Here is a 25,506-nt window from a genome sequence, read left to right on the forward strand (position 1 = left end):
TTCAGCCCCGCTTCGACTTCTTGTCGGAGCCGTGGCCGGTATACGTACGTGTCGGTGAGAACTCACCGAACTTGTGACCGACCATGTTCTCCGTAACCTGCACTGGCAGGAACTTGTGACCATTATAAACGCCGAACGTCAGCCCGACGAACTGCGGCAGAATCGTGGAACGACGTGACCAGATCTTGATCACTTCGTTACGACCTGAAGCACGTGATGCTTCAGCTTTGCCGAACAGATACCCGTCAACGAACGGGCCCTTCCAGACGGAACGTGCCATCTCTATGTGCCCCCTCTTACTTACCGCGGTTGCGGCGACGGATAATCAGGCTGTCCGTCTTCTTGTTTACACGCGTCTTGTAACCCTTGGTTGGAACACCCCATGGTGTAACCGGATGACGGCCACCAGAAGAACGTCCCTCACCACCACCATGTGGGTGATCTACCGGGTTCATGACAACACCACGGTTGTGTGGGCGGCGACCCAACCAACGTGAACGGCCTGCCTTACCAATGTGCTGGTTCATGTTGTCGGGGTTGGAAACCGCACCGACAGTAGCCATGCACTCGCCGCGGACAAGGCGTAGTTCGCCTGACTGCAGCTTGATCTGAGCGTAACCGTTATCTTTACCGACCAGCTGTGCATATGTGCCAGCAGAACGTGCCAGCTTACCGCCTGCACCCTGCTTCAGCTCAATGTTATGCACAATCGTACCGACAGGCATGGAGCCGAGCGGCATTGCATTACCTGGCTTCACGTCTGTGCGGTGACCCGCAACAACACGATCGCCAGCCTTAATGCGCTGAGGTGCCAAGATGTATGCCAGTTCACCGTCATCATACTTGATCAGTGCGATGAACGCTGTACGGTTTGGGTCATATTCAAGACGTTCTACCGTTGCTGCAACGTCGAACTTGCGACGCTTGAAGTCAACATAACGGTAAGACTGCTTGTGCCCGCCGCCACGGAAACGAACTGTCGTACGACCGTGGTTATTACGGCCGCCTGACTTCTTCTTGCCTTCCGTCAACTGCTTGACCGGCTTGCCCTTCCAGAGCTCGCTACGGTCAATCAGCACGGTGCCGCGTGTGCTCGGCGTCGTGGGATTAAAGTGCTTCAATGCCATGGTAGTCTACCCCGCCTCAGCCCAACTTTGCTGTCAGGTCAATAGAATGACCCTCAGCAAGCTGAACATAAGCCTTCTTGATGTCAGAACGACGGCCGGGACGACCCTTGACGCGCTTGATCTTACCCTTCTGGACCAGCGTGCTAACGCCAGAAACCTTTACGTTGAAGAGTTTTTCAACAGCGGCCTTGATCTGTGGCTTCGTCGCCGTCAATGCGACCTTGAACACAACTTGGTTACGCTCTGAAAGCAGCGTAGCCTTTTCTGTGATCAATGGCGCACGCAGTACGTCGTACAGCGCTTCCTGCGAGAGATTCTCTGCAGCTTTGCGAGCATTCATGACGATTGGTAATGTCATGCTAGGCGCTCCTTGAGCCCCTCAAGACCAGCGCGCGTGATAACAAGCACGTCGTGGTTGAGAATGTCATAAACGTTCGCCCCAAGTGTTGGGATAACGTCGATCTTTGGCAGGTTCGCAATTGCGCGTGCGAACAGCTCATCAACCGTACCGTCAACGAACAGAGCAGAGCTCAGGCCCAGTGCTTGCAGCTTAGCTGCAGCTTCACGGGTCTTGCTCACGCCATTTGCAGCGTCCAGCACAACCAGCTTGCCGTCAGCAGCCTTCTGCGACAGCGCAGAAATAAGGCCTAAACGACGAACTTTCTTCGGCAGGTCATAACCGTGGTCACGCACAACCGGACCGTGGACCACGCCACCTGTACGGAATTGCGGCGCACGCAAAGAGCCCTGACGAGCTGAGCCCGTGCCCTTCTGGCGGAAAGGCTTCTTGGTCGTGCCTGATACTTCACCCATACCCTTTGTACGGTGCGTACCTGCACGGCGCTTTGCCAACTGCCAGTGAACAACGCGAGCCATAATGTCGGCACGTGGTGCTACTGCGAAAATCTCTTCCGGAAGCGTGATCGAACCAGCGCTACCGTTATCGAGGGTCTTGATATCGTACTGCATACCCCTCGTCCTCAACCGGCGGCTGCCACGGATGCTGCCGGGTATGGCGCATCGGCATGGCGAGCCTTCTTGATTGCATCGCGAATCAGCACTACGCTGTCTTTCGCACCTGGAACTGCACCCTTGACCATCAACAGGTTGCGTTCTTCGTCAACAGCAGCGATCTCTAGGTTGAGCGTTGTTACGCGCTCGTCACCCATGTGACCTGCCATCTTCTTGCCCTTAAAGACCTTACCAGGATCCTGGCGTTGGCCTGTAGAACCGTGAGAACGGTGACTGATGGACACGCCGTGCGTGGCTTCAAGACCTGCGAAGTTGTGGCGCTTCATAACGCCCGCAAAGCCTTTGCCTTTGCTCTGGCCCGTAACGTCAACTTTCTGCCCAACAACGAAATGAGCAGCTGACAGCTTCGTACCAGCTTCAAGCACTGCGTCTTCCGCAACGCGGAACTCCACAAGGTGCTTCTTCGGCTCAACTTTAGCGCGCGCAAAATGGCCACGGTTGGCCTTGGTGACGTTCTTCACCTTTGCGTTGCTCAAGCCAAGCTGAACAGCTGTATAGCCGTCGCGCTCGTTTGTGCGAGCGTCCACCACCTCAACATTATCAAGGTGAAGGACCGTTACAGGCACATGAGTGCCATCATCCTTAAACAGCCGGGTCATACCCAGCTTCTTTGCAATCAATCCGGTACGCATCGTCTGGACCTTAGAGTTTGATCTCGACATCAACGCCAGCGGCGAGGTCGAGCTTCATGAGGGCGTCCACGGTCTGCGGGGTTGGCTCAACAATGTCGAGCAGCCGGCGGTGAGTCCGAATTTCGAACTGTTCGCGGCTTTTCTTATCCACGTGTGGAGAACGGTTCACCGTGAACCGTTCGATATGCGTCGGCAGCGGGATCGGACCCCGAACCCGCGCACCCGTACGCTTCGCCGTGTTTACGATCTCTTTAGTGCTGTTGTCCAGCACGCGATGATCGTACGCCTTGAGGCGAATGCGGATGTTCTGGTTGTCCATAGTCTTATTCGTCCAACTCAAAAATTCGGGTGTCGTCCTGCTACCGCTGTTGCTGAAAGGAACCCCGGCCGGATAACCGACCGGGGCCCTTCCGCCAACGGCGAGACGCAGGAGATTAGGCGCTAATGGAAGATACCACGCCTGCACCCACGGTACGGCCACCTTCGCGAATTGCGAAGCGCAGGCCTTCGTCCATGGCGATAGGAGCAATCAGCTCCACGTCCATAGCAACGTTGTCGCCCGGCATGACCATTTCGGTGCCTTCCGGAAGCTGAACAACGCCCGTCACGTCAGTCGTACGGAAGTAGAACTGCGGACGGTAATTCGTGAAGAACGGTGTATGACGGCCACCTTCTTCCTTTGTCAAGATGTAAGCTTCAGCTTTGAAGTTCTTGTGAGGCGTGATGGAGCCTGGCTTTGCCAGAACTTGTCCACGCTCAACGTCTTCACGCTTCGTGCCACGAACCAGTGCGCCGATGTTGTCACCAGCTTCACCGCGATCAAGCAGCTTACGGAACATTTCAACGCCCGTTACGGTCGTCTTCGTTGTGTCCTTAAGACCAACGATTTCAACTTCGTCACCAACGTTGATAACGCCACGCTCAACACGACCCGTTACAACTGTACCACGACCTGAGATCGAGAACACGTCTTCGATTGGCATCAGGAATGGACGGTCGATCGGACGCTCTGGCTGCGGGATGTACGCATCAACTGCATCCATCAGCTCTTGAACGCGCTGTTCACCGATAGCAACGTCGCCATCTTCCAGCGTTACCAGTGCGGAACCCTTGATGATGGGGATATCATCGCCAGGGAACTGGTAAGAAGACAGAAGTTCGCGAACTTCCATTTCGACGAGCTCAAGAAGCTCTTCGTCATCTACCTGGTCAACCTTGTTCAAGAACACAACCAGAGCAGGAACGCCAACCTGACGTGCGAGCAGGATGTGCTCACGTGTCTGTGGCATTGGGCCGTCAGCTGCGGAAACAACCAGGATAGCGCCGTCCATCTGCGCCGCACCCGTGATCATGTTCTTCACGTAGTCGGCGTGACCTGGACAGTCGACGTGAGCGTAGTGACGGTTAGCCGTCTCGTACTCAACGTGAGCTGTTGAAATGGTGATACCACGAGCGCGCTCTTCCGGAGCCGCGTCGATCATATCGTACGCGCGGAATTCAGCACCGCCGGACTTTGCCAGCGTCTTGGTGATCGCGGCCGTCAGTGACGTCTTACCATGGTCAACGTGACCAATGGTGCCGATGTTCAGATGCGGCTTATTCCGCTCGAATTTAGCCTTTGCCATCGTCTCTCTCCAAAACCCCGCCTCCCATGAGGCAGGGGTAAGACTGAAAAGTTCTTCCCAGTGAGCGCCTCAAAAAAAAGAGACACTGCCGGAAGCCCTTTAGCGGGTTCTGTTTACCAACGATAGTGGCTGAAAGCTTTATTTGCTTCAGCCATACGGTGGGTATCTTCGCGCTTCTTAACAGCAGCGCCACGGTTGTTGATCGCGTCCATCAGTTCGTTGGACAAACGATCACACATCGTGTTTTCGCCGCGCTTGCGCGAGGCGTCGATCAGCCAGCGGATCGCCAGCGCCTGACGACGTTCTGTACGAACTTCGACAGGAACCTGATAGGTTGCACCACCAACGCGACGTGAGCGGACTTCAACAGCTGGCTTCACATTGTCAAGCGCAGAGTGGAACATTGCAACCGGATCAGCAGAAGATCCACCACGGCCGCGCAGAACTTCAAGCGCACCGTAAACGATGCCCTCTGCCGTGGACTTCTTGCCGTCATACATCAGCGCATTCATGAAACGCGTGATGACAACGTCACCGAATTTTGGATCAGGAAGGATTTCGCGCTTTACAGCGCGGTGACGGCGACTCATGCCAAATACCTCTTACTTCGGACGCTTCGCGCCGTACAGCGAACGACGCTGACGACGCTTAGCGATACCCTGCGTGTCAAGCACGCCGCGCAGGATGTGGTAACGCACACCGGGAAGGTCCTTTACACGACCACCACGGATAAGAACAACGCTATGCTCCTGCAGGTTGTGCCCTTCACCCGGGATATAGCTCACGACCTCATACCCGTTGGTCAGACGCACCTTGGCGACCTTACGCAGAGCGGAGTTCGGCTTTTTCGGAGTAACCGTGTAGACGCGCGTGCAAACGCCACGCTTCTGGGGACAGCCCTGCAGGGCAGGAACCTTGTTCCGCTTTGCGGCCGGCTCACGGCCGTTCGCGATCAACTGGTTGATGGTCGGCATGCGCCCTTCCCAATCCTTGTCTTGCTCCAGACAGAGAGCAGATGCCCCCTGTCATCACCTATTTCTCACCGACACGCGGGCTACCCGCCTGCCTACTGCTCATCAAGCCATAAAAATCGCTTAAGCGACTTTCACGGCTTAAAAAGTGCCTGCGGCCTTAGCATCATTCTTCTTTCGAAGATTAGCGGCACCGCATGCGATTCTTTTATCTTCGACGGCTTAATTCGCCTCGAGAGGCGGGGGTAGCCGAGGGCGCGGAACCTACGAAGGCTTCCGCGCAAAGTCAAGTCTTTCGGCGAAGATTGGCCCGATTCTAACTTATTAAAGTAGAAACCGGACCTAACTCTACGCCATCCATTTCTTTCGAAATGGAAAGTCGATCCAGCAGATTACTCTGCCGCATCTTCAACAGCTGCCGTCGGTTTAGCGACTCGGCGGCGGTCTTCGCTCGCTGCAATACCACGGAGACGGTTCATAACGCTACCCGTACCTGCAGGTATCAGACGGCCAACGATGACGTTTTCTTTCAAGCCGTTCAATGTATCCACCTTACCAGAGGTCGCAGCGTCTGTAAGGACGCGTGTCGTCTCCTGGAAGGATGCTGCAGAGATAAAGGACTGCGTCTGCAGAGACGCCTTCGTAATACCCTGCAGGACCGGCATGGCGCGTGCTGGTGTATCCCCTTGCTCGGTCAGACGCTGGTTTTCAATCTCGTATTCAATACGATCAACCGTCTCACCGATAAGGTAGGTGGAATCACCTGGCTCAAGAATTTCAACCTTCTGCAGCATCTGGCGAACAATCACCTCAATGTGCTTATCGTTGATCTTCACGCCCTGCAGTCGGTAAACGTCCTGAATTTCATTTACCAAGTAATCAGACAGAGCCTCGATACCCATGACCTTCAGAATGTCGTGTGGAACACGAGGTCCATCGACCAGAGGGTCACCCTTCTGGACAAAGTCACCTTCCTGAACAGAAACGTGCTTGCCCTTCGGAATCAGGTACTGTGTCTCTTCATCTGTTTCATCGTTTTTGACGATGATGCAGCGCTTAGACTTATAGTCCTTGCCAAATTCGATGCGTCCATCACCTTCGGCAATGATCGCATGGTCTTTTGGCTTCCGGGCTTCGAAGAGCTCAGCAACGCGCGGCAGACCACCGGTAATGTCACGCGTTTTCGAACCTTCACGTGGAATACGGGCCAGCACGTCACCGGCATGAACGACTGCACCGCTTTCAACCGACAGAATCGAATCTGGCGATAGGAAGTAGCGAGCGTCATTGCCGTTAACCAGCTTGACGACATTCCCGGCTTCATCCTTCAGCTGCAAGCGCGGACGCAGATCCACACCCTTGGCTGCCTGCTTGTAGTCAACAACGACCTTTGAGCTAAGACCGGTGACTTCGTCCATCCGCTCAACGAGCGTAATGGAATCGATCAGGTCTAGATACTCAACTGTACCGGCACGTTCGGTGATGATTGGAAGTGTGTACGGATCCCACTCAGCCATCTTCTGGCCACGAGCAACCGTATCACCTTCCCCAACCATCAAACGCGCACCGTAAGGCACACGGTAACGGGCACGCTCAACACCGTTCTCGTCTTTCAAGAGAAGTTCACAGTTTCTGGACATGACGACCGGAACTTTTTGTGAATTCTCAACGACGTTACGGTTCTTGATTGTGATTACACCGTCGCGCGATGCTTCAACCATTGACTGCTCAGCGCCACGCGTCGCCGCACCACCAATATGGAAGGTACGCATGGTCAGCTGTGTGCCAGGCTCACCGATGGACTGCGCCGCAATAACACCGACAGCCTCACCAATGTTAACCGGCGTACCGCGGGCCAAGTCACGGCCGTAGCAGTGGCCACAGATGCCAACGCGGCTGTCGCATGTCAGAACAGAGCGAATTTCGATGCTTTCTACACCGGCCTTCTCAATGGATTCAGCCATGGCTTCGTCGACAAGAGCATTGCGGGGAGCAACTACTTCTTGTGTGACCGGGTGCAGGACATCCTTGGAGATTGTACGGCCGAGGATACGCTCTGAGAGAGACGCAACGACTTCACCGCTGTCCATCACCGCACGAACTGTCAGGCCGCGCTCGGTGCCGCAATCATTCTCTACGATGATGCAGTCCTGAGCAACGTCAACAAGACGGCGTGTCAGATAACCAGAGTTAGCTGTCTTCAAAGCCGTATCAGCAAGCCCCTTACGGGCACCATGGCTTGAGGTAAAGTAATCGAGAACCGAAAGGCCTTCTTTAAAGTTGGCAATGATCGGCTGCTCGATAATTTCACCCGATGGCTTCACCATCAGACCACGCATACCAGCAAGCTGTTTCATCTGAGCCGGCGACCCACGGGCTCCAGAATGGCTCATCATCCACACAGAGTTCGTAGGCTTACCAATGACCTGCTTGGAAATTTCTTTCAACATCGCTGCCTGCACTTCGTCTGTGCAACGCGACCAAGCATCGACCACCTTGTTGTAACGCTCGCCAGCCGTGATCAGACCATCCTGATACTGCTGCTCGAACTCTTTCACTTCATCAGCCGTGTGAGCAACAAGCGTCGCCTTCTCAGCTGGGATGATCATGTCATCCTTACCGAAGGAGATACCAGCGCGCGCAGCATGACGGAAACCAAGAGCCATCAAACGGTCGCAGAAAATCACTGCTTCCTTCTGACCACAGTGACGGTAAACAGTGTCGATCACGTCAGACACGTTCTTTTTCGTCAACTGCTTGTTGATCAGATCGAAAGGCACGAGAGGATGGCGCGGCAGGATCTGTGCAATTAATGCACGGCCTGGCGTCGTCAGGATCGTTTCGCGGATCTTATTACCATCAGCATCGATCGTGTTGAGGCGCAGACGAATCTTGTCGTGCAGCTTCAAAGAGCCAGCCAGCATCGCACTCTCGATTTCCGAGACGTCCGAATAAGCCGGAGGACCTGCCTTAACGATCTTGTCGCCTTCGATGACCGCTTCGTCCGGTGTTTCACGGTATTCAGGGACTTCGAGGCTCAGATAATACAGACCCAGAACAATATCCTGAGACGGCACGATAATCGGCTTGCCGTTTGCTGGGCTAAGGATGTTGTTCGTGGACATCATCAACACGCGCGCTTCGAGCTGAGCTTCGAGCGACAATGGCACGTGCACGGCCATCTGGTCACCGTCAAAGTCAGCGTTGAACGCTGTACAGACCAACGGGTGAAGCTGAATTGCTTTACCTTCGATCAGTGTTGGTTCGAACGCCTGAATGCCCAAACGGTGAAGTGTTGGCGCACGGTTGAGCATAACCGGGTGCTCACGGATAACCTCTTCAAGGATATCCCAAACTTCCGGGCGCTCTTTTTCCACCATCCGCTTCGCAGCTTTAATGGTCGTAGCATGACCATATTTTTCAAGCTTCGAATAGATGAAAGGCTTGAACAGCTCCAAAGCCATCTTCTTCGGAAGACCACATTGGTGCAGCTTCAGCTCTGGTCCAACCACGATGACCGAACGACCTGAATAGTCGACGCGCTTACCAAGAAGGTTTTGACGGAAGCGACCCTGCTTACCCTTCAGCATATCTGAAAGGGACTTCAGAGGACGCTTATTTGCACCTGTGATCGCACGGCCACGACGACCGTTATCGAACAGTGCGTCAACAGCTTCCTGCAACATGCGCTTTTCGTTACGAACAATGATGTCCGGCGCACGAAGCTCAATCAGACGCTTCAAACGGTTGTTACGGTTGATGACGCGGCGGTACAGATCGTTCAGGTCGGACGTCGCGAAACGGCCACCATCCAATGGCACCAGCGGACGCAGTTCCGGCGGGATGACCGGAACGATGTCCATGATCATCCAATCAGGGCGCGAACCGCTCTCAACGAAGGACTCAACGAGCTTTAGACGCTTGACCAGCTTCTTACGAGCAGCCTCAGAAGTTGCTTTCCGCAGCTTCTTACGCATCATCGTTTTTTCGGAATCGCCTTCCATGACTTCCGCGTCATAGTCAAACGGGTCCGGGCGGCCCTGCTCTTGAGCTGCTAAGCTCAGTGCGCGTTCTTCATCATTTGGGATACCCCAGTCATAGCTGGAGAGTGCCTTCTTGATGGCTTCCGCACCGATGCCCACTTCAATACCCGCGTCTGGATATTCGTCGAGCAGGTCCTCACAGCGAATCTCGTCCAGCAGGTACTGGTCACGCTTTTTGCCGTGCTTATAGGATTCGATCTGGTCTGAGTCACAGACGCCTTTATCAAGCACGAGGAAGCGCTCGAAATACAGGACTGGCTCAACATCTTTCAATGGCAGATCCAGCATCGTAGCGATGCGGCTTGGCAGAGACTTCAAGAACCAGATGTGCGCAACAGGAGACGCAAGCTCAATATGGCCCATGCGCTCACGGCGCACCTTAGCTAGCGTGACTTCTACACCGCATTTTTCGCAGACGATACCGCGGAACTTCATCCGCTTGTACTTACCGCACAAGCATTCATAGTCCTTGATCGGACCAAAAATGCGCGCACAGAACAAACCGTCACGCTCAGGCTTGAACGTACGGTAGTTAATCGTCTCTGGCTTCTTGATCTCACCATACGACCAAGAGCGGATCTGCTCGCTAGATGCGAGCTGGATCTTAATATGATCAAAGGTCAAAGACTGCCCGGTCTGACCAAGAATCTTCATGAGTTCGTTCATGCGCCGAAACCCCAAACTGCGCCGCGGTTTCCCGCGGACAGGTCAACATTGTATCGCGAAGTAAAGCTAGAGAGCACGGATTAGGACTCTCCCTGCTCCAGCTCGACATTCAGACCGAGCGACTTCAGTTCCTTGATCAGAACGTTGAAGCTTTCTGGAATACCAGCTTCGAAATCATCCTGCTCACGCACGATGGCCTCGTAAACCTTGGTACGACCAGAAACGTCGTCCGACTTAACCGTTAGCATTTCCTGCAAGGTATAAGCCGCACCGTAAGCTTCCAGTGCCCAGACCTCCATCTCACCGAAACGCTGTCCACCGAACTGGGCTTTACCACCCAGAGGCTGCTGCGTGACAAGAGAGTAAGGACCAATCGAACGTGCGTGGATTTTATCGTCCACAAGATGGTGCAGCTTCAACATGTAGATGTAGCCGACCGTGGTCTTACGTTCGAATTGTTCGCCGGTACGTCCGTCAATCAACTGCGACTGACCTGATGTATCAACACCTGCTTTTTCAAGCATGTCTTCAATATCAGGGATTGATGCACCGTCAAACACAGGTGTGGCAATCGGAAGGCCCTTGCGAAGGTTGTTCGCCAGTTCAATCAATTGCTCGTTCGGAAGTGTCGCAACGTCCTGCTCGAAGATAGCATCGCCATAGACTTCGCGAAGACGATCCAGCAGTTCCTGCTTACGTTCACCTGTACGCTGATACTCATCAACCATCTCGCCGATGCTTGCACCGATATTCGCACAGGCCCAACCCAAGTGTGTTTCAAGGATCTGGCCGATGTTCATACGTGAAGGCACACCGAGCGGGTTCAGAACGATATCAACCGCTTGGCCGTTCTCCAAGAATGGCATGTCTTCAACTGGAACAACGCGGGATACGACACCCTTGTTACCGTGACGACCAGCCATCTTATCGCCTGGTTGAAGCTTACGCTTCACCGCAACGAAGACCTTAACCATCTTCATTACGCCAGGAGGCAGCTCATCGCCGCGCTGCAACTTCTCAACCTTGTTGTCAAAGCGAGCATTGATGCGGCGTACAGCTTCATCGAACTCTGCGCGGAGTGTTTCCAGCTCAGCCGTTACTTCGTCCGATGAGACTACGACGTTACGCCAAGTCGCTTTAGGATGCTCATCCAGCAACTCGTCCGTAATCGGCGTGCCGGTACGGATACCCTTGAAGCCAGAACCAGCTACCTGACCAACCAGACGCTCACGCAGTCGGTTATAGAAGCTACGCTCCTGAATGCCGCGCTCGTCGTCTCGGTCTTTCGTCAAACGCTCAATTTCTGAGCGTTCGATGGCCATTGCGCGCTCATCTTTATCAACGCCACGGCGTGAGAAGACACGAACATCAACAATAGTACCACTCGTGCCAGGCGGCAGCTTCAGAGAAGTGTCACGGACATCAGAGGCTTTTTCACCGAAGATTGCGCGCAAAAGCTTTTCTTCAGGCGTCATCGGGCTTTCGCCCTTTGGCGTTACCTTACCGACAAGAATATCGCCTGGGTTAACTTCCGCACCGACATAGACAATACCTGCCTCGTCGAGATTCCGCAGTGCTTCCTCGCCGACATTCGGAATATCACGGGTGATTTCCTCCTGTCCAAGCTTCGTGTCACGGGCCATGACTTCAAATTCCTCGATATGGATCGAGGTAAAGACGTCATCGCGCGCAATGCGCTCTGAAATGAGGATGGAGTCCTCGAAGTTGTAGCCGTTCCAAGGCATGAACGCGACGAGCACGTTACGGCCCAGAGCCAAATCACCAAGTTCTGTTGATGGGCCGTCAGCAATGATGTCCCCAGCATGAACCGTATCGCCCACCTTCACCAACGGGCGCTGGTTAATGCAGGTAGACTGGTTCGAACGCATATACTTGCGCAGACGATAGATATCAACGCCCTGCGTAGAACCCGCGTCGTCTGTTACGCGGACAACGATGCGCGCACCGTCGATCTGGTCGATAACACCCTTGCGCTTTGCGACAATGGTAGCACCAGAGTCACGGGCAACAGCGGATTCCATACCGGTGCCAACCAGCGGCGCATCAGCGCGGACTAGCGGCACAGCCTGACGTTGCATGTTCGCGCCCATCAGTGCGCGGTTCGCGTCATCGTTCTCAAGGAACGGGATCAACGCCGCAGCAACAGACACCAACTGCTTTGGTGAAACGTCACACGCCGTAACCTGCTCTGGAGGAACGACACGGAAGTCGCCAGACTTACGAACTGAAACCAGTTCATCTGTCAGTTGACCATCAGCGTCCTGCTTGGCGTCAGCCTGAGCAACGACCAGCTTTTCTTCCTGCATAGCAGAAAGATACTTCCAGCCATCTTGCAGCACACCATCCTTAACAAGGCGATATGGTGTTTCGATGAAGCCGTATTTGTTGACCTTCGCATAAGTGGAAAGCGAGTTGATCAGACCGATATTTGGCCCTTCAGGCGTTTCAATCGGGCAGATACGACCGTAATGCGTCGGGTGAACGTCACGAACTTCGAAGCCTGCACGCTCACGCGTCAGACCGCCTGGGCCAAGCGCTGAAAGACGACGCTTATGCGTCACTTCAGATAGCGGGTTGGTCTGGTCCATGAACTGGCTGAGCTGTGAAGAGCCAAAGAACTCACGTACAGCAGCAGCGGCTGGCTTTGCGTTGATCAAGTCATGAGGCATGACCGTGTCAATATCGACCGACCCCATACGCTCACGGATAGCGCGCTCCATGCGGAGCAGACCGACGCGGTACTGGTTTTCCATCAATTCGCCAACAGAGCGAACACGACGGTTACCTAGGTTGTCAATGTCGTCGATTTGACCCCGGCCATCCTTAAGATCGCACATGATCTTGATCGTACGTAGAATGTCTTCTTTGCGCAGAACACGCAGTGTGTCAGGCGTTTCGACATCCAAGCGCATATTCATCTTTACACGACCGACGGACGAAAGATCGTAGCGGTCAGATGCAAAGAAGAGACCATGGAACATGGCTTCCGCCGTTTCCTTGGTTGGTGGCTCACCGGGGCGCATAACGCGATAGATATCAATCAGCGCTTCGTCACGGCTTGTGTTCTTATCAACAGCGAGTGTGTTGCGGATCCAAGGACCGTGTGAGTTGTCAACAGCCAGCGTAGGAAGTTCCGTGATGCCCAACTCTTCCAGAGCGGCCAGACGGTCTTCTGTCAGTTCGTCGCCAGCTTCACCGTAAATTTCACCGGTGTTTTCGTTAACCAAGTCATACGCCAAGAAACGTCCGAGAACGTCCAGACGGCCAACTTGAACAACACGGGTCTTTTCGGCGATTTTGCGGACCATGCGGCCCGTTAGCTTGGCGTCAGCTTCTGCGACGACTTCGCCTGTATCGGCATCAACCAGCGGGCTTAACAGCTTAAGGCCACGGAAAGCGTCAGGCTCGAACGGGCGCGCCCATGAATCACCCTGACGAGTGAACGGGACCATGCCGTAGAAATACGCAAGAATTTCATCTTGATCCATGCCCGAAACATCGAGCGAATCAACATCGCCACCCTCGGCTTCTTTCGCATTACGCTGAGCGATATAATTCTCGCCAGCGAGAGCATAGAGAAGCGTCGTAACGGGGAGCTTACGCTTACGATCGATACGCACATAAATCAGATCTTTGGCATCGAATTCAAAATCGAGCCAAGAACCGCGGTAAGGAATTACGCGCGCGGCAAAAAGATATTTGCCGGAAGAATGCGTCTTACCCTTATCGTGATCAAAGAACACGCCAGGGCTACGATGCATCTGGGAAACGATAACGCGTTCTGTACCATTGATGATAAAGGTACCGTTATCGGTCATGAGCGGCATATCGCCCATGTAAACTGGCTGCTCTTTCAAATCGTGAATAGAGCGAGACCCTGTATCTTCATCGATATCCCACGTCGTGAGACGGAGGATAACCTTCAGCGGGGCAGCATAAGTCAGGCCACGCTGGATACATTCTTCAACGTCGTATTTCGGCTCTTCGAATTCGTAGGAAACGAAATCCAGACGGCCACGGCCCGCAAAATCGTTGATCGGGAAGACCGAACGGAACACTTCTTGAAGCCCGGCCTCTTGCCGCGCATCAGGACTCACGTTCATCTGCAAGAACGCTTCATACGAAGCGCGCTGCACATCGATCAGATTGGGCATCGGCGCGATTTCGGGGATACGCCCGAAACTTTTGCGGATCCTCTTGCGTCCCGTGAACGATTTGGCGATCGCGTTCATCTATAATTGCCCTCTGCACCAGACCTTCGGGGCGCCCGGATGGAAGTCAGGAAAACCCCCTTCCCTGACGGGCGACCGGAACGACCGGACCATTCTGGTTATTCATAACGTGGCGAGTCGCGCACTATACGCGAATATTTCGCCAACGGCAAATCGGGCGGGAACCGCATGCGATTCCCGCCCCGTCCGTCTGCTTTCGCAGAAATCGCTCCTTCAGATGAAGAAGCAATCCGGTCAAGTTAATTACTTAACTTCAACCTTTGCGCCGGCTTCTTCAAGAGCCTTCTTGATCTTCTCGGCTTCGTCCTTAGACACGCCTTCCTTAATGGTCTTTGGTGCGCCTTCGACCAGATCCTTAGCTTCCTTCAGGCCCAGACCTGTGATGCCACGGATTTCCTTAATGACGTTGATCTTCTTGTCGCCAGCAGCAGCAAGAACAACATCAAACTCTGTCTTTTCTTCGACAGCAGCTGCAGCAGCAGCTGGAGCAGCAGCTGCTGCAACCGGAGCAGCTGCAGAAACGCCCCACTTCTCTTCGAGAAGCTTTGAAAGTTCAGCAGCTTCGAGAACGGTCAGAGCTGACAGCTCTTCAACAATCTTTGCCAGATCGGCCATGGTCATCTTCCTGTGTAATGCACTAGTGTCGTATTAAAGGATTTACGCCGCAGCGTAGATCCAACTCTTAGGCGGCTTCCGTGTCGCCGGTCTCGGCATAGGCGCCAAGAACGCGAGCAAGCTGGCCTGCCGGAGCCTGAGTGATACCTGCGATACGCGTAGCTGGGGTCTGAATCATACCCACAAGCTTTGCACGCAGCTCATCAAGCGACGGCAGTTCGGCGAGAGCCTTGACCCCATCGACGTCAAGCGTCTGGGAGCCAAGTGAACCACCGAGCACAACCAACTTTTCGTTCTTCTTGGCGAACTCGACGATAACCTTAGCCACTGCTACTGGATCTTCCGACCACGCAAGCGCGGTTGGGCCCTTCAGCAGGGGTACGATACCATCGAATTGGGTCCCATCCAGAGCGCGGCTGGCCAGCCGGTTCTTCGCAACCTTGTATGTCGCTCCTGCAGCCCGAATCTGGCGACGCAGCTCCGTCACATCAGCAACCGTCAAACCCTTATTTTGGGTGACGACTACCATTGACGTGCTTGCGAACACCTCGGCGAGGAACGAGACAAAGGCCCGTTTATCCGTGCGGTCCAAAACCAGTCTCCTCGTCAGTCTGATCGAAATCAGACCCGGTTACCCATGAAGCAGCCCCGCCCTGAAGCAAAACTACTCCGCTCGCCTGTCCACAGCAAAGAGCGTCACGAGTGCATTGCAGATAAAACTACAATAAGACACTGACGCCCTGTCTGACGCTCGCGGCTTTTCAGCCCTTAAAACATCCAATGACGTTACGCGCGATCTTGGACAGGTTGGGAAGCAAAGCCGAAGCCTGCCCCCTACGCCACCATATTTGCATATGGTGTCATTCTGAGTCGGGAGAGTTACCCCTCCCGACAAACACAGGCGCTAATTACGCCTGGAAGCTTGAAACGTCAACGCGGACGCCTGGACCCATTGTAGAAGACAGACCTGCCTTCTTCAAATATGTGCCCTTCGCGCCTGATGGACGAGCCTTTTGAACTGCGTCAACCAGTGCATTGATGTTTTCAACGAGCTTAGCTTCGTCGAAAGATGCCTTACCTACGCCAGCGTGGATGATACCAGCCTTTTCTGCGCGGTATTCAACCTGACCAGACTTAGCTGCCGTGATCGCACCCTTAACATCCATTGTAACCGTACCCAAGCGTGGGTTTGGCATCAGGCCACGTGGACCAAGGATCTTACCGAGGCGACCAACCAGAGCCATCATGTCAGGCGTTGCAATGCAGCGGTCGAAAGCGATTTCGCCAGCTTGGATCTTTTCAGCCAAGTCTTCCGCACCAACAACTTCTGCGCCTGCAGCCAGAGCTTCTTCAGCCTTGGCGCCACGCGCAAAGACACCAACGCGAAGCGTCTTGCCTGTGCCGTGTGGCAGAGAAATCAGGCCACGAACCATTTGGTCAGCGTGACGTGGGTCAATACCGAGGTTCAAGGAAACTTCGATCGTTTCGTCGAACTTCGCCTTTGCATTGCTCTTAACCAGAGCAACTGCTTCGGAGAGTGTGTATGGCTTGTTGCGCTCAACCGTAGCTTGAGCAGCCGTCAGACGTTTGTTCTTCGCCATGATATCAGCCCTCTACCACATCGAGACCGATTGACTTAGCAGAACCCGCAAGCATGCGAACTGCGCCGTCGATATCGTTTGCGTTCATGTCCTTGAACTTCGTCTCAGCGATTTCACGCAGCTGAGCCGTCGTTACGGAACCAACGGAAGCAACCTTACCAACCGTCTGGCTGCCCTTTGAAATTTTTGCAGCTTTCAAAAGGAAGTAGGTGTTTGGTGGCGTCTTCGTGATGAAGCTGAACGTACGGTCTGCAAATGCGGTGATAACCACCGGAATTGGCATACCTGGCTCAAGGCCTTGTGTCTTCGCGTTGAACTCTTTGCAGAACTGCATGATGTTCAGACCGCGCTGACCCAGTGCCGGACCTACCGGTGGTGACGGATTAGCTTTACCCGCCGGGATCTGCAGCTTGATGTAGCCAACAACTTTTTTGGCCATATCCGGGACTCCCCTAATATTGCGTTCCCGAACCGCGGTTGAACGGAGTCGCTGTAAGCAACTCCTCCCGCGTTCGAATTGAGGGGGTCCCCTAGACTAAAAACCTCTAGTGGGTCAAGCCCCTAAGATCATTCTGTTGGGTACTTTCATTGTTATCTACACCGCCCACAGCTTTAGGTGTCCGCAGATTATTGTACTGCAACACACCAAATGGGTTAATTTGATCTGTCTTAGGCAACGAATCTGCATTCCAGCCGCCCCCTAAAGCCCGCATCAAACGCACGCTGGCTTGGACCTGTGCCGTCTGCACACGCACAAGCGACAAACGCGCCTGTAAAGCATCCTGCTGCGCTACGAGGGCATCTAAGTAATTTGATAACCCCCCGGTGTAGAGAGACATGGTCATGTGCTGGGTTCGCAAAGCCGCATCTACCGCCTTGCTTTGCTGCTCCTGCGAGGTGCGGTATTGAACTGTTTGCGTCAGCCCATTTTCAACATCGCCAAAGGCCGACAAAACAGTTGACCGGTATTCATCAACCGACTGCCTGTACTGGGACCATGAACGCTGAAGTGCAGCGCGGCGCAAACCACCTGTGAAAACTGGCTCAACCGCCTCCACTGCGATTCTCCAGAAGGCGTTAGAAATACCCCCCAGATCAAAGCCTGCATTCTCAAAACCGCCGCTCGCGCTTATGGATATATCAGGATAAAACGCTGCGCGCGAAACACCGATCGCCCGTGAAGCTGCCGCCATGCGCCGCTCTGCCGCCGCGATATCAGGCCGCCGCTGCAAAAGCGTAGACGGCACCCCCGCATTGATGGGCACCACTCCAAAATGCAGCTTCACGTCATGTACCGGCTGTATATGAAACGCAGCAGGCGCCGTATTCAGCAGCACTGCCATCGCGTTCTCAATCACTTGCCGTTCTGCGACTAAGCGTGATTGCGCCGCCATTGCAGAGTATAATTGGTTTTCAGAACGTGAAACGTCGAGGCCTGCACCAATTGCCCCTTCCTGCCGCAGACGCGTAATTTCTACGGCTGTTTGGAAGTAGCGAATTGAATCATTATAAACTTCATTCTGCGCATCAAGCCCACGCAGTGTGATGTAATCACTTGCCAGTTCTGCTTCTAAACTCAGCTTGGCCTGCGCGTAATCAGCCGCACTTGCCTGTGCAAGATTCTTTTCCATACGGGTCGAGTTTCGGATTTTACTCCAAAAATCTGGCTCCCAAGTAGCCGCTCCGCTGTACGCCTCGTTAGACTCATACTCTAACGAGGAGCCTTCACGATTATTGAACAAGCGCCCGAGCGAACCCTTATTGTCACTCATGTGACCGGCGCCAGCGAGTTGAGGGTACAATCTGCTCTCGGCTTCTCGTGCCATGTCACGAGCCTGCGTAAAAGATTCCGCCGCTGCCTGAAGGTCAGGGTTAACCTTTAGTAGCCGCGCTTCAAGATCATCTAAAATCGGATCTCGCAGGACAGACCACCAATCCCCCGGCAGTACGTCATCCGCTGGGTGAGCATCCACCATGATCCCCTTCCCCTGCCAACCATTTGGGTAAAGGAACGTCTGCGGATGGTACTCCGGCGCTAAATCACATGCACTAAGCCCAAGCGACATTGAGACTACTAACGCCAGCCCTCTAATGCCGAACTTACGGCGCCTGAAGCGCTCATAATGTATTTTGTGCATTATCGGCTACTCGCTTCCGCTGGATTTGCGTCATGCTCGCGCTCCGCACGATGATCTTCCTCAATTTGCGCTTTTGTTGGTGCGTTATACCCCGGTGTGGATTGCACGACGCGTACGGTATCCCCCTCCAGCATATCTGCCGTAGGGTTTGCTACAATTTGGTCTTGTGCCGAAACGCCGCTCAGAACCTGCACCGTTGTCCCAAAATTGGTGCCGACTTTAATATTTTGAAGGTGCACATGATTGCCTACAACCTTGGCAACCTGCATGCCTTGCGCACGGAACAACAACGCGCTCTCCGGCAGAATAAGAATGTTAGGGTCGCCCGGAGCTGTAATATGAGCTGTAGCGTAGGAGTTAGGCCATAGTAGGTTTTCGTCGTTACCAATACTTAGTTCTGTTGTTACAGTACGGGTCGCCGCGTTGAACGCATTAGCCGACGCAAGGAACGTGGCTAAAAATTTACGTCCCGGATATTGTGGCACCGTCAACTGCGCCGTGATTTTAGGTGAAATGACGCTCGCGAAATCCTGCGGCACTGAAACGAAAACACGCATACGGTGTGTATCCGCCACGGAGAACAACTCTGAGGCTGCGCCCCTTGAATTGACGTTCCCGCCCCCGGCATTCACATAATCACCCACGTTCACCAAACGCGAGGTTACGATGCCATCAAACGGCGCTACAATCCGCTTAAAATCTTCCAAAGCTTGGAAGCGGTCAACGTCATGTTCTGCGGCTTCCAACTCAGCCTTTTGCGCCGCTGCATTAGCCGCCTGAACGTCCACTTCCTGCCTAGAAACAGCCTGTGTATTTTTCAGAGCTGTCCAACGGTTCGTGGTGATGACGGCCAGCTTATAGCGCGCAAGAACAACGTTATAATGCGCTTTTGCAGCTGCGTACTGAGCATCAATACTTGGCGTATTAATCTCGGCCAGAAGGTCACCCTGTTTTACGTGGGCACCATAATCTTTGTACCACATTTTCACGTAGCCAGAGACCTGAGCGTAGATCGGCGCCTCGTACCAAGCTGCTAAGTTGGCAGGAAGATCAACCTCACGCGTTTTTGGCCCAGGCTCCGGCGAAATGAGCGATACAGGCGGGGCCGAAACCTCCTCTGTAACCCGCGCAACGCGCGCGTGGTCTGCCAAGCGTTCAACGATACCCCATACTGCGAGCAGAATAGCGATCAGCACCACAATAATGAGGATGAATTTTCCTCGTGGCCCAAACACACCCGAGCCTTGTTGCGTAGACTGGTTCACGCGCGGTCTCCTTCCGGCTCGGTTGGCCGTTTATAATGTAGCAAAGCAAAAACACATGGAACGAAGAGTAATGTTGCAACCGTCGCCACAAGCAATCCACCGATAACCGCCTTACCCAGCGGCGCATTGTCTGAATTGCTGATGGACATCGGTATCATACCGATCATCATGGCAAGAGCGGTCATCATGACTGGGCGAATACGCTCATAACCGGCCTCGAGAGCTGCCTTGAGCGGGTCGCCGTGCTTATCCAGCTGCTCACGCGCAAAGGCGACAACCAAGATCGCGTTCGCCGTGGCCGTACCCATGCACATAATGGCCCCGGTCAATGCCGGCACGGACAAAGCCGTATGGGTTAGGAACAGCGCCCAAGCAATACCACCCAACGCACCCGGCAGAGCGGTAATGATAACAAACGGGTCTAGCCATGACTGAAAGTTAACCACTATGATGAGGTAAACGAGAGCGATCGAAAGGGCCAACCCGGTGAGAAGCTGCACATAGGCATCGTTCATGGTTACCGCCTGCCCGCGCACTGCCATCGTGGCGCCGTGCGGCAAGTGATGCCGTGCTTCATCAACCACCCGGTTAACATCGCGCGACAATGTACCCAAATCCACACCTTCAGGTGCGGCATAAATGTCGACCACGGGCATGATGTTGTAGTGCGACACTTCAGCCGGAGTACCGGACTGAACAATATCCGTCAGCGCCCCAAGCAGCTGAGGATTTTGGTTGAGTGGGTTGTTGTCACCCTTATCAATGGGAACAATTTCTAGATCGTTCAGCGTCTGCAGGTAATTAGCAGGCGTCTGAACGTCGATCAGCTGTGATGTACCTTGCGAGTTAAGGTAGTACGTTTGCCCCACCTGCGCACTGCCCGACAACGTGACGAGGGCGTTCAAAGCAACGTCACGCTGGGTGATGCCCGTACCCAATGCATAACTACGGCGGTTGTTTACAAGCAGAGTTGGCTGCGTCATCGGCTCTTGCACCGATACATCCGTAATACCGGGGATATGCCGTAGCTTCTGTGCGACTTCCGTAGCGAAGGTAAAATTTTTCTGGAGATCACGACCTACGATCTGCACATCGATAGGGGATGGCAATCCAAAGTTAAGAATCTTCGCGGTCAGATCACCTGGCTGGAACGTAAAGATCGTCCCGGGGAACGCATCGCTCAGCCCACGGCGCAGTGTCTGCCGGTACTCCGAAATTGGGCTTTCACCGTTCCGGAGCTGGACCGTAATGTCGCAATCCTGCGCCCCTGTTGTCGGTGATGGAACCATGGCCTGATTCAACTGACTGAAAGGCAGGCCACAATTGTTAACAACGTTAACAATTTCCCCTGGCAACAAGCGATGCATTTTCTGCTCGACCAAGCCCGCAATTTTACCAGTTTCCTCAATACGCGTACCGACTGGCGCACGCATGTGCATCTGGATGGTTCCGGACTTGATCTCAGGGAAGAAATCTTGACCCACAAAGAACAGTAATCCGAGCGATGCAATTGCAGCCAGTAAGAACAGGCTGACAAACCGTCCACGAATACGAATTAAGCCGGCAAGAACATCTTGGTACGCATTCCGGAAAGCCATGAAGCGGCGTTCGAAACCGCGCTGGAAACGCCCAAAAATACCAGGCCTGCGGTGGGCATGTGCTGGATCACGGTGTGCTGCCACCTGCGCGGGTAGAAGCCAGTTTGCCATGGTTGGCACTAGGGTCCGCGACAAAATGAACGACGCGATCATAGCGAAGATAATTGCTTCTGCCATCGGCATAAACAACCAGCCCGAGATCCCTGTCAGTTCAAAGAGCGGAAGCCACACAATACAAATGCACGTCGTTGAAACGAAGGTCGGGATAACGATCTGGTTTGCCGCGTCAATGATCGCGTCTTCCAGTTCCTTGCCTGTTTCCAAATGGGCGTCGATATTCTCGATCATAACCGTGGCATCGTCGACCAAGATACCAACAGCCAGCGCTAGACCGCCCAAAGTCATCACGTTAATGGACTGCCCCGCTATGCTCAGACCAATGATAGAACATAGCATCGCAAGCGGGATAGAAGTCGCGACGATGACAGTTGAGCGCCATGACCCCAAGAACAGCAAAACCGTCAAGCTGGTCAAAATAGCGGCAGTGACCATTTCCCGCAGAACGTCAAAAACAGAATCTTTAACGAAGCCCGAAGCATCTGTGAGGATGTTCATGGTCGTGCCCGCAGGGAGCGTAGAGATCACCTGTGGGAGCAGCTTTTTAACACCGCTTACGACAGACAATGTCGATGCATCGCCACTTTTCAGAATGACGATCAGAACCGCTTGATGACCCTTGACCAAGACAGCGTTGATCTGCGGTGGCCCCCCGCGATGGACCCAAGCCACGTCTCTCAAATAGATAACGGAATTACCAACCTGCTTGATTGGCATCCGGTTAAAACTGGAGAGATCGATTGGCGCTGAGTTCGTTTTAACCATCCAGTCGAAGCCACCAACTTTTTGGTCACCTGCTGGAAGAACGATATTTTGTCGGTTCAGCGCGTTCGCGACGTCTTCCGGAGATAGACGATGCGCAAGGAGCTTAACCGGGTCGATATCGACCATGATATCGGGCGCTAAACCGCCATAAGGGTTTGGAATAGCTGCCCCCGGAACGGAAACCAACTCTGGCCGGATGAGGTTCGAGGCCATGTTGTAAATTTCCGAGCCAGACATGCTCGAATTATTAACCTGCAGGGTCAAAACAGGCACCGAGGACGCATCCAACGCCAGAATAAGCGGAGGCGTAGCACCCGTTGGCATCTGCTTGATGACTGTCTGAGACACAGACGTAATCTGCGTCTGTGCTACAGCTGTATCTGTTCCGGGCTGGAAGAATACGCGTACAATACCACGACCGTAATATGAGGAGCTTTCAATATGCTCTACGTTACTAACAGTCGCCGTCAGGGCACGTTCGTAATAATAGACCATACGCCCGGACATATCTTCCGGCATAAGACCGGTATAAGACCAGACAACAGCAACGATCGGAATCTTGATGGAGGGAAAAACGTCCGTCGGCGTAGCAATGATTGCTTTCACGCCAAAGATCAAAATCATGATCGATAAGACGACAAAAGTATAAGGCCGCTTCAGCGCGGTAACGACAATCGCGTTCATGCAGCATTAATCTCCCGCACGCTCGATAGGGGGCGCTGCCCACCTCTTCGAGCTATGATAAATATCTTATCTTTCATGATCCGTCTCAACGGGCTCTCCTTCATAAGCCCCTTCAGACATATCGAATGCATCAGCCGCTACAAGCAAAATTGAATTTAGTTCTCTGCTAAATGGCCTATTTCACGTAAAAATCATGTTACTCACGCATTATTTTCTACTGGTGCATCCGTCCTTGCTTGAAAACTCATAGTAAAAACTGAACCCGGCAATACATTGCCTTTTCTATTGGCCGAGATGCTTAGAGTCGCCCCGTGCAAATCCAAAATGGCGGAAACCAGACTTAAACCAAGACCACTACCGGGAATATGTCGACTTTTATCTGAGCGATAGAACCGCCCCATTACCGCACCACGTTCGTGCTCCGGTATACCGATCCCCGTATCTGTAACCTGTACAATAATTGTCTCGTCGTCTTTACGGTCTACTCGCAGTCCGACCTCCCCACCTTCGGGGGTAAATTTAATTGCGTTATCTACAAGATTAGCCAGCACTTCGCTTAAAAGATCTGCATCTCCGTACAATAATGCCTTCGAGGTTAAGCCTTCTTGGCGCAAGGTAATGCCTTGCGTTTCTGCTATCGGCTCGTACAAATCGATAATGCCAGCCGCGACATCGGCCAGATCTGTTACAGCAAAGCCCGCACGCCTGCGGCCATTTTCCAACTCACCAATGCGCAGCAGAGCCGTGATGATAGAAAAACACTGATCCAAATCCTGCGTCGCGCGCTGCACAACGGCATTTAAATGCTCTACATCTTCCGATCCGGAAACCCGCTCTAGGGATGCACGGACCCGTGCCAGCGGTGTTCTCAAATCATGTGCAATGTCATTTCCGACGTCGCGAATTTCATCAAGCAAATGCTCTAACCGATCCAACATGCGGTTGACCGCACTCGCCAAGCGCTCAATGTCGTCACGTTCTCGCCCAACCGGCAACCGTTCCTGCAAGTCTCCACCCATAATGCGCACGATAGCCTCGCGCATTTCTTTGACGCGGGCCAGCGCACGGTGACTGAGGAAAACACCCGCAAGCAAGGCAAATAAGACAATAGGAACAACCGACATCAGAGCCGAGCGCTTGGTAATGTAGCGCAACTCATCGGCCATGTGCATTGAACGCGCGAGAACCAGAATACGGCCGGTCGGGTGTCCTTGCAGGTCAGGAACCTCGACGGCCAAAAAGCGCATTTCAAAAGGACGGTCTTTTTGTGGAACCACCCACAAACGCTGGGCTTCGCTCGATACCTGCAAACCTTCCGGCCAAGCGTGGATATCCCCGACGATAGGATTTCGCATTTGGTCGAACAAAGCTGCGCCGTTGAGGATAACCCTCAAATCGGTCTTCGTCCTATCGCGAACAGCGGATTCAAGCTCCTGCGGTGTTTCGCGAACCAGCATGTCCGCCTCACGGCGCAGAAAGTCGGTTGAGCGGGCGCGCTCGTAATTCGCCATCTGTCCGTAGACAAGCATGAACTGTATTGAGACGCCCGCAATAATCGCGACGACAAACGCCAGCGTCAGCCGGAACGTTGCCGTCCGAAAAATATCAGTTTGGAACACGCAAGCTAAATCCGGCTCCTCGAATGCTCTGAATAAGCGGGGCTTCGCCAGCTATATCAATCTTGCGGCGCAACTTACCGATATGCACATCCACCAGATTGGTTTGCGGCACGAAACGATAATTCCATACATCCTCCAATAGCATGGTGCGCGTCAGCACCGCGCCAGGACGACGCATCATGTATTCAAGCAAACGGAATTCACGCGGGAGGAGATCAACCTCGCGCCCCTCACGAAACACCTTGCGCTCAATCAGGTCCATCTCAAGCGGACCAACACGCAGGACTGTCTCACGGCTATCCGTTGGGCGGCGCAACAGCGCTTCCAGTCGTGCAGCCAATTCTTCCATTGCGAAAGGCTTAGTTAGGTAGTCATCGCCACCTGCCTTTAAGCCATTCACCCTATCATCAACCGCCGATAGAGCTGACAGAACCAGAACCGGCGTCATAATCTGTTCACGACGCAGGCGTTCAATCACGCTCAGGCCATCCAGTTCGGGCAGCATCCGGTCCACGACCATAAGGTCATACCGGCGTGAGATGGCTTCATCCACACCTTCAAGCCCGGTACTGGCCCGCGTGACGCCGTAGCCGCGCGCTTCCAACTCCGCGACAACTTCGGTCGCGATACTATCGTCGTCCTCGATCAGCAGCAGGCGGATCGCAGGCTCGGACTGGCGGAGTACCGCCTCATGACTTTCAGCAGACATCAACATACCTCCCCACATGAGCCTTAACGCGCTGAGTTCCCATTAA

General features: G+C 53.7%; 20 protein-coding genes. All 20 read right to left on the reverse strand.

Features of this window, described 5'->3' with window-relative positions; genetic code table 11:
* Position 1 precedes the first annotated feature (1 nt).
* Positions 2-280 (reverse strand): 30S ribosomal protein S19, encoded by a 279-nt coding sequence (rpsS, locus tag D5366_RS01755; protein ID WP_011251962.1) that lies wholly within the window; start codon positions 278-280, stop codon positions 2-4.
* A 16-nt stretch (positions 281-296) separates the two neighbouring features.
* The gene (rplB, locus tag D5366_RS01760) at positions 297-1,127 is read right to left on the reverse strand and encodes a 50S ribosomal protein L2 (protein ID WP_141492037.1); all 831 of its coding nucleotides are present in this window, start codon (positions 1,125-1,127) and stop codon (positions 297-299) included.
* Positions 1,128-1,143: 16 nt separating this feature from the next.
* A complete protein-coding gene (locus tag D5366_RS01765; RefSeq protein WP_141492038.1) occupies positions 1,144-1,485 on the reverse strand; it encodes a 50S ribosomal protein L23 in 342 nt (113 codons plus the stop codon).
* Positions 1,482-2,096 (reverse strand): 50S ribosomal protein L4, encoded by a 615-nt coding sequence (rplD, locus tag D5366_RS01770; RefSeq protein ID WP_141492039.1) that lies wholly within the window; start codon positions 2,094-2,096, stop codon positions 1,482-1,484. Before rplD ends, D5366_RS01765 begins: the two co-directional genes overlap by 4 nt.
* A gap of 11 nt (positions 2,097-2,107) precedes the next feature.
* On the reverse strand, positions 2,108-2,791 hold the full coding sequence (rplC, locus tag D5366_RS01775; protein ID WP_068169728.1) for a 50S ribosomal protein L3: 684 nt from the start codon (positions 2,789-2,791) through the stop codon (positions 2,108-2,110).
* 10 nt (positions 2,792-2,801) lie between these two features.
* Positions 2,802-3,110 carry a 30S ribosomal protein S10 gene (rpsJ, locus tag D5366_RS01780; protein ID WP_007282720.1) on the reverse strand — a complete coding sequence of 103 codons (309 nt, stop codon included), beginning with the start codon at positions 3,108-3,110 and terminating at the stop codon, positions 2,802-2,804.
* A gap of 115 nt (positions 3,111-3,225) precedes the next feature.
* Positions 3,226-4,416: an elongation factor Tu gene (tuf, locus tag D5366_RS01785; protein ID WP_141492040.1), complete on the reverse strand. Its 1,191-nt coding sequence runs from the start codon at positions 4,414-4,416 to the stop codon at positions 3,226-3,228.
* 113 nt (positions 4,417-4,529) lie between these two features.
* Positions 4,530-5,006 (reverse strand): 30S ribosomal protein S7, encoded by a 477-nt coding sequence (gene rpsG, locus D5366_RS01790; RefSeq protein WP_141492041.1) that lies wholly within the window; start codon positions 5,004-5,006, stop codon positions 4,530-4,532.
* 12 nt (positions 5,007-5,018) lie between these two features.
* The gene (gene rpsL, locus D5366_RS01795) at positions 5,019-5,390 is read right to left on the reverse strand and encodes a 30S ribosomal protein S12 (protein WP_010502158.1); all 372 of its coding nucleotides are present in this window, start codon (positions 5,388-5,390) and stop codon (positions 5,019-5,021) included.
* 389 nt (positions 5,391-5,779) lie between these two features.
* A complete protein-coding gene (gene rpoC, locus D5366_RS01800; RefSeq protein WP_141492042.1) occupies positions 5,780-10,096 on the reverse strand; it encodes a DNA-directed RNA polymerase subunit beta' in 4,317 nt (1,438 codons plus the stop codon).
* 80 nt (positions 10,097-10,176) lie between these two features.
* Complete coding sequence (gene rpoB, locus D5366_RS01805) at positions 10,177-14,349, reverse strand: DNA-directed RNA polymerase subunit beta (RefSeq protein ID WP_141492043.1); 4,173 nt, start codon at positions 14,347-14,349, stop codon at positions 10,177-10,179.
* A 243-nt stretch (positions 14,350-14,592) separates the two neighbouring features.
* Positions 14,593-14,964, reverse strand: coding sequence for a 50S ribosomal protein L7/L12 (rplL, locus tag D5366_RS01810; RefSeq protein WP_141492044.1), 372 nt, complete (start codon positions 14,962-14,964; stop codon positions 14,593-14,595).
* Positions 14,965-15,031: 67 nt separating this feature from the next.
* On the reverse strand, positions 15,032-15,556 hold the full coding sequence (gene rplJ / locus D5366_RS01815) for a 50S ribosomal protein L10 (protein ID WP_141492045.1): 525 nt from the start codon (positions 15,554-15,556) through the stop codon (positions 15,032-15,034).
* 316 nt (positions 15,557-15,872) lie between these two features.
* A complete protein-coding gene (gene rplA / locus D5366_RS01820; RefSeq protein ID WP_141492046.1) occupies positions 15,873-16,565 on the reverse strand; it encodes a 50S ribosomal protein L1 in 693 nt (230 codons plus the stop codon).
* Between the two features lie 4 nt (positions 16,566-16,569).
* Positions 16,570-17,004, reverse strand: coding sequence for a 50S ribosomal protein L11 (rplK, locus tag D5366_RS01825; protein ID WP_141492047.1), 435 nt, complete (start codon positions 17,002-17,004; stop codon positions 16,570-16,572).
* Between the two features lie 106 nt (positions 17,005-17,110).
* Entirely contained in the window at positions 17,111-18,703 is a 1,593-nt protein-coding gene (locus D5366_RS01830) for an efflux transporter outer membrane subunit (RefSeq protein ID WP_141492048.1), read from the reverse strand.
* Positions 18,703-19,938 (reverse strand): efflux RND transporter periplasmic adaptor subunit, encoded by a 1,236-nt coding sequence (locus tag D5366_RS01835; RefSeq protein ID WP_240775368.1) that lies wholly within the window; start codon positions 19,936-19,938, stop codon positions 18,703-18,705. Before D5366_RS01835 ends, D5366_RS01830 begins: the two co-directional genes overlap by 1 nt.
* Before the next feature lie 26 nt (positions 19,939-19,964).
* A complete protein-coding gene (locus D5366_RS01840; protein ID WP_141492050.1) occupies positions 19,965-23,132 on the reverse strand; it encodes an efflux RND transporter permease subunit in 3,168 nt (1,055 codons plus the stop codon).
* Between the two features lie 200 nt (positions 23,133-23,332).
* Positions 23,333-24,751: a sensor histidine kinase gene (locus tag D5366_RS01845; RefSeq protein ID WP_141492051.1), complete on the reverse strand. Its 1,419-nt coding sequence runs from the start codon at positions 24,749-24,751 to the stop codon at positions 23,333-23,335.
* Positions 24,738-25,460: a response regulator transcription factor gene (locus tag D5366_RS01850; protein ID WP_240775289.1), complete on the reverse strand. Its 723-nt coding sequence runs from the start codon at positions 25,458-25,460 to the stop codon at positions 24,738-24,740. The genes D5366_RS01845 and D5366_RS01850 overlap by 14 nt, the downstream gene beginning before the upstream one ends.
* Positions 25,461-25,506 lie beyond the last annotated feature (46 nt).

The organism is Neokomagataea tanensis (assembly GCF_006542335.1).
GTDB classification, from domain to species: domain Bacteria; phylum Pseudomonadota; class Alphaproteobacteria; order Acetobacterales; family Acetobacteraceae; genus Gluconobacter; species Gluconobacter tanensis.

Coding starts and splice junctions, on each gene's coding strand:
- rpsS (WP_011251962.1), bottom strand. CDS start 280: ATGGCACGTTCCGTCTGGAAGGGCCCGTTCGTTGACGGGTATCTGTTC.
- rplB (WP_141492037.1), bottom strand. CDS start 1,127: ATGGCATTGAAGCACTTTAATCCCACGACGCCGAGCACACGCGGCACC.
- D5366_RS01765 (WP_141492038.1), bottom strand. CDS start 1,485: ATGACATTACCAATCGTCATGAATGCTCGCAAAGCTGCAGAGAATCTC.
- rplD (WP_141492039.1), bottom strand. CDS start 2,096: ATGCAGTACGATATCAAGACCCTCGATAACGGTAGCGCTGGTTCGATC.
- rplC (WP_068169728.1), bottom strand. CDS start 2,791: ATGCGTACCGGATTGATTGCAAAGAAGCTGGGTATGACCCGGCTGTTT.
- rpsJ (WP_007282720.1), bottom strand. CDS start 3,110: ATGGACAACCAGAACATCCGCATTCGCCTCAAGGCGTACGATCATCGC.
- tuf (WP_141492040.1), bottom strand. CDS start 4,416: ATGGCAAAGGCTAAATTCGAGCGGAATAAGCCGCATCTGAACATCGGC.
- rpsG (WP_141492041.1), bottom strand. CDS start 5,006: ATGAGTCGCCGTCACCGCGCTGTAAAGCGCGAAATCCTTCCTGATCCA.
- rpsL (WP_010502158.1), bottom strand. CDS start 5,390: ATGCCGACCATCAACCAGTTGATCGCGAACGGCCGTGAGCCGGCCGCA.
- rpoC (WP_141492042.1), bottom strand. CDS start 10,096: ATGAACGAACTCATGAAGATTCTTGGTCAGACCGGGCAGTCTTTGACC.
- rpoB (WP_141492043.1), bottom strand. CDS start 14,349: ATGAACGCGATCGCCAAATCGTTCACGGGACGCAAGAGGATCCGCAAA.
- rplL (WP_141492044.1), bottom strand. CDS start 14,964: ATGGCCGATCTGGCAAAGATTGTTGAAGAGCTGTCAGCTCTGACCGTT.
- rplA (WP_141492046.1), bottom strand. CDS start 16,565: ATGGCGAAGAACAAACGTCTGACGGCTGCTCAAGCTACGGTTGAGCGC.
- rplK (WP_141492047.1), bottom strand. CDS start 17,004: ATGGCCAAAAAAGTTGTTGGCTACATCAAGCTGCAGATCCCGGCGGGT.
- D5366_RS01830 (WP_141492048.1), bottom strand. CDS start 18,703: ATGCACAAAATACATTATGAGCGCTTCAGGCGCCGTAAGTTCGGCATT.
- D5366_RS01840 (WP_141492050.1), bottom strand. CDS start 23,132: ATGAACGCGATTGTCGTTACCGCGCTGAAGCGGCCTTATACTTTTGTC.
- D5366_RS01850 (WP_240775289.1), bottom strand. CDS start 25,460: ATGTCTGCTGAAAGTCATGAGGCGGTACTCCGCCAGTCCGAGCCTGCG.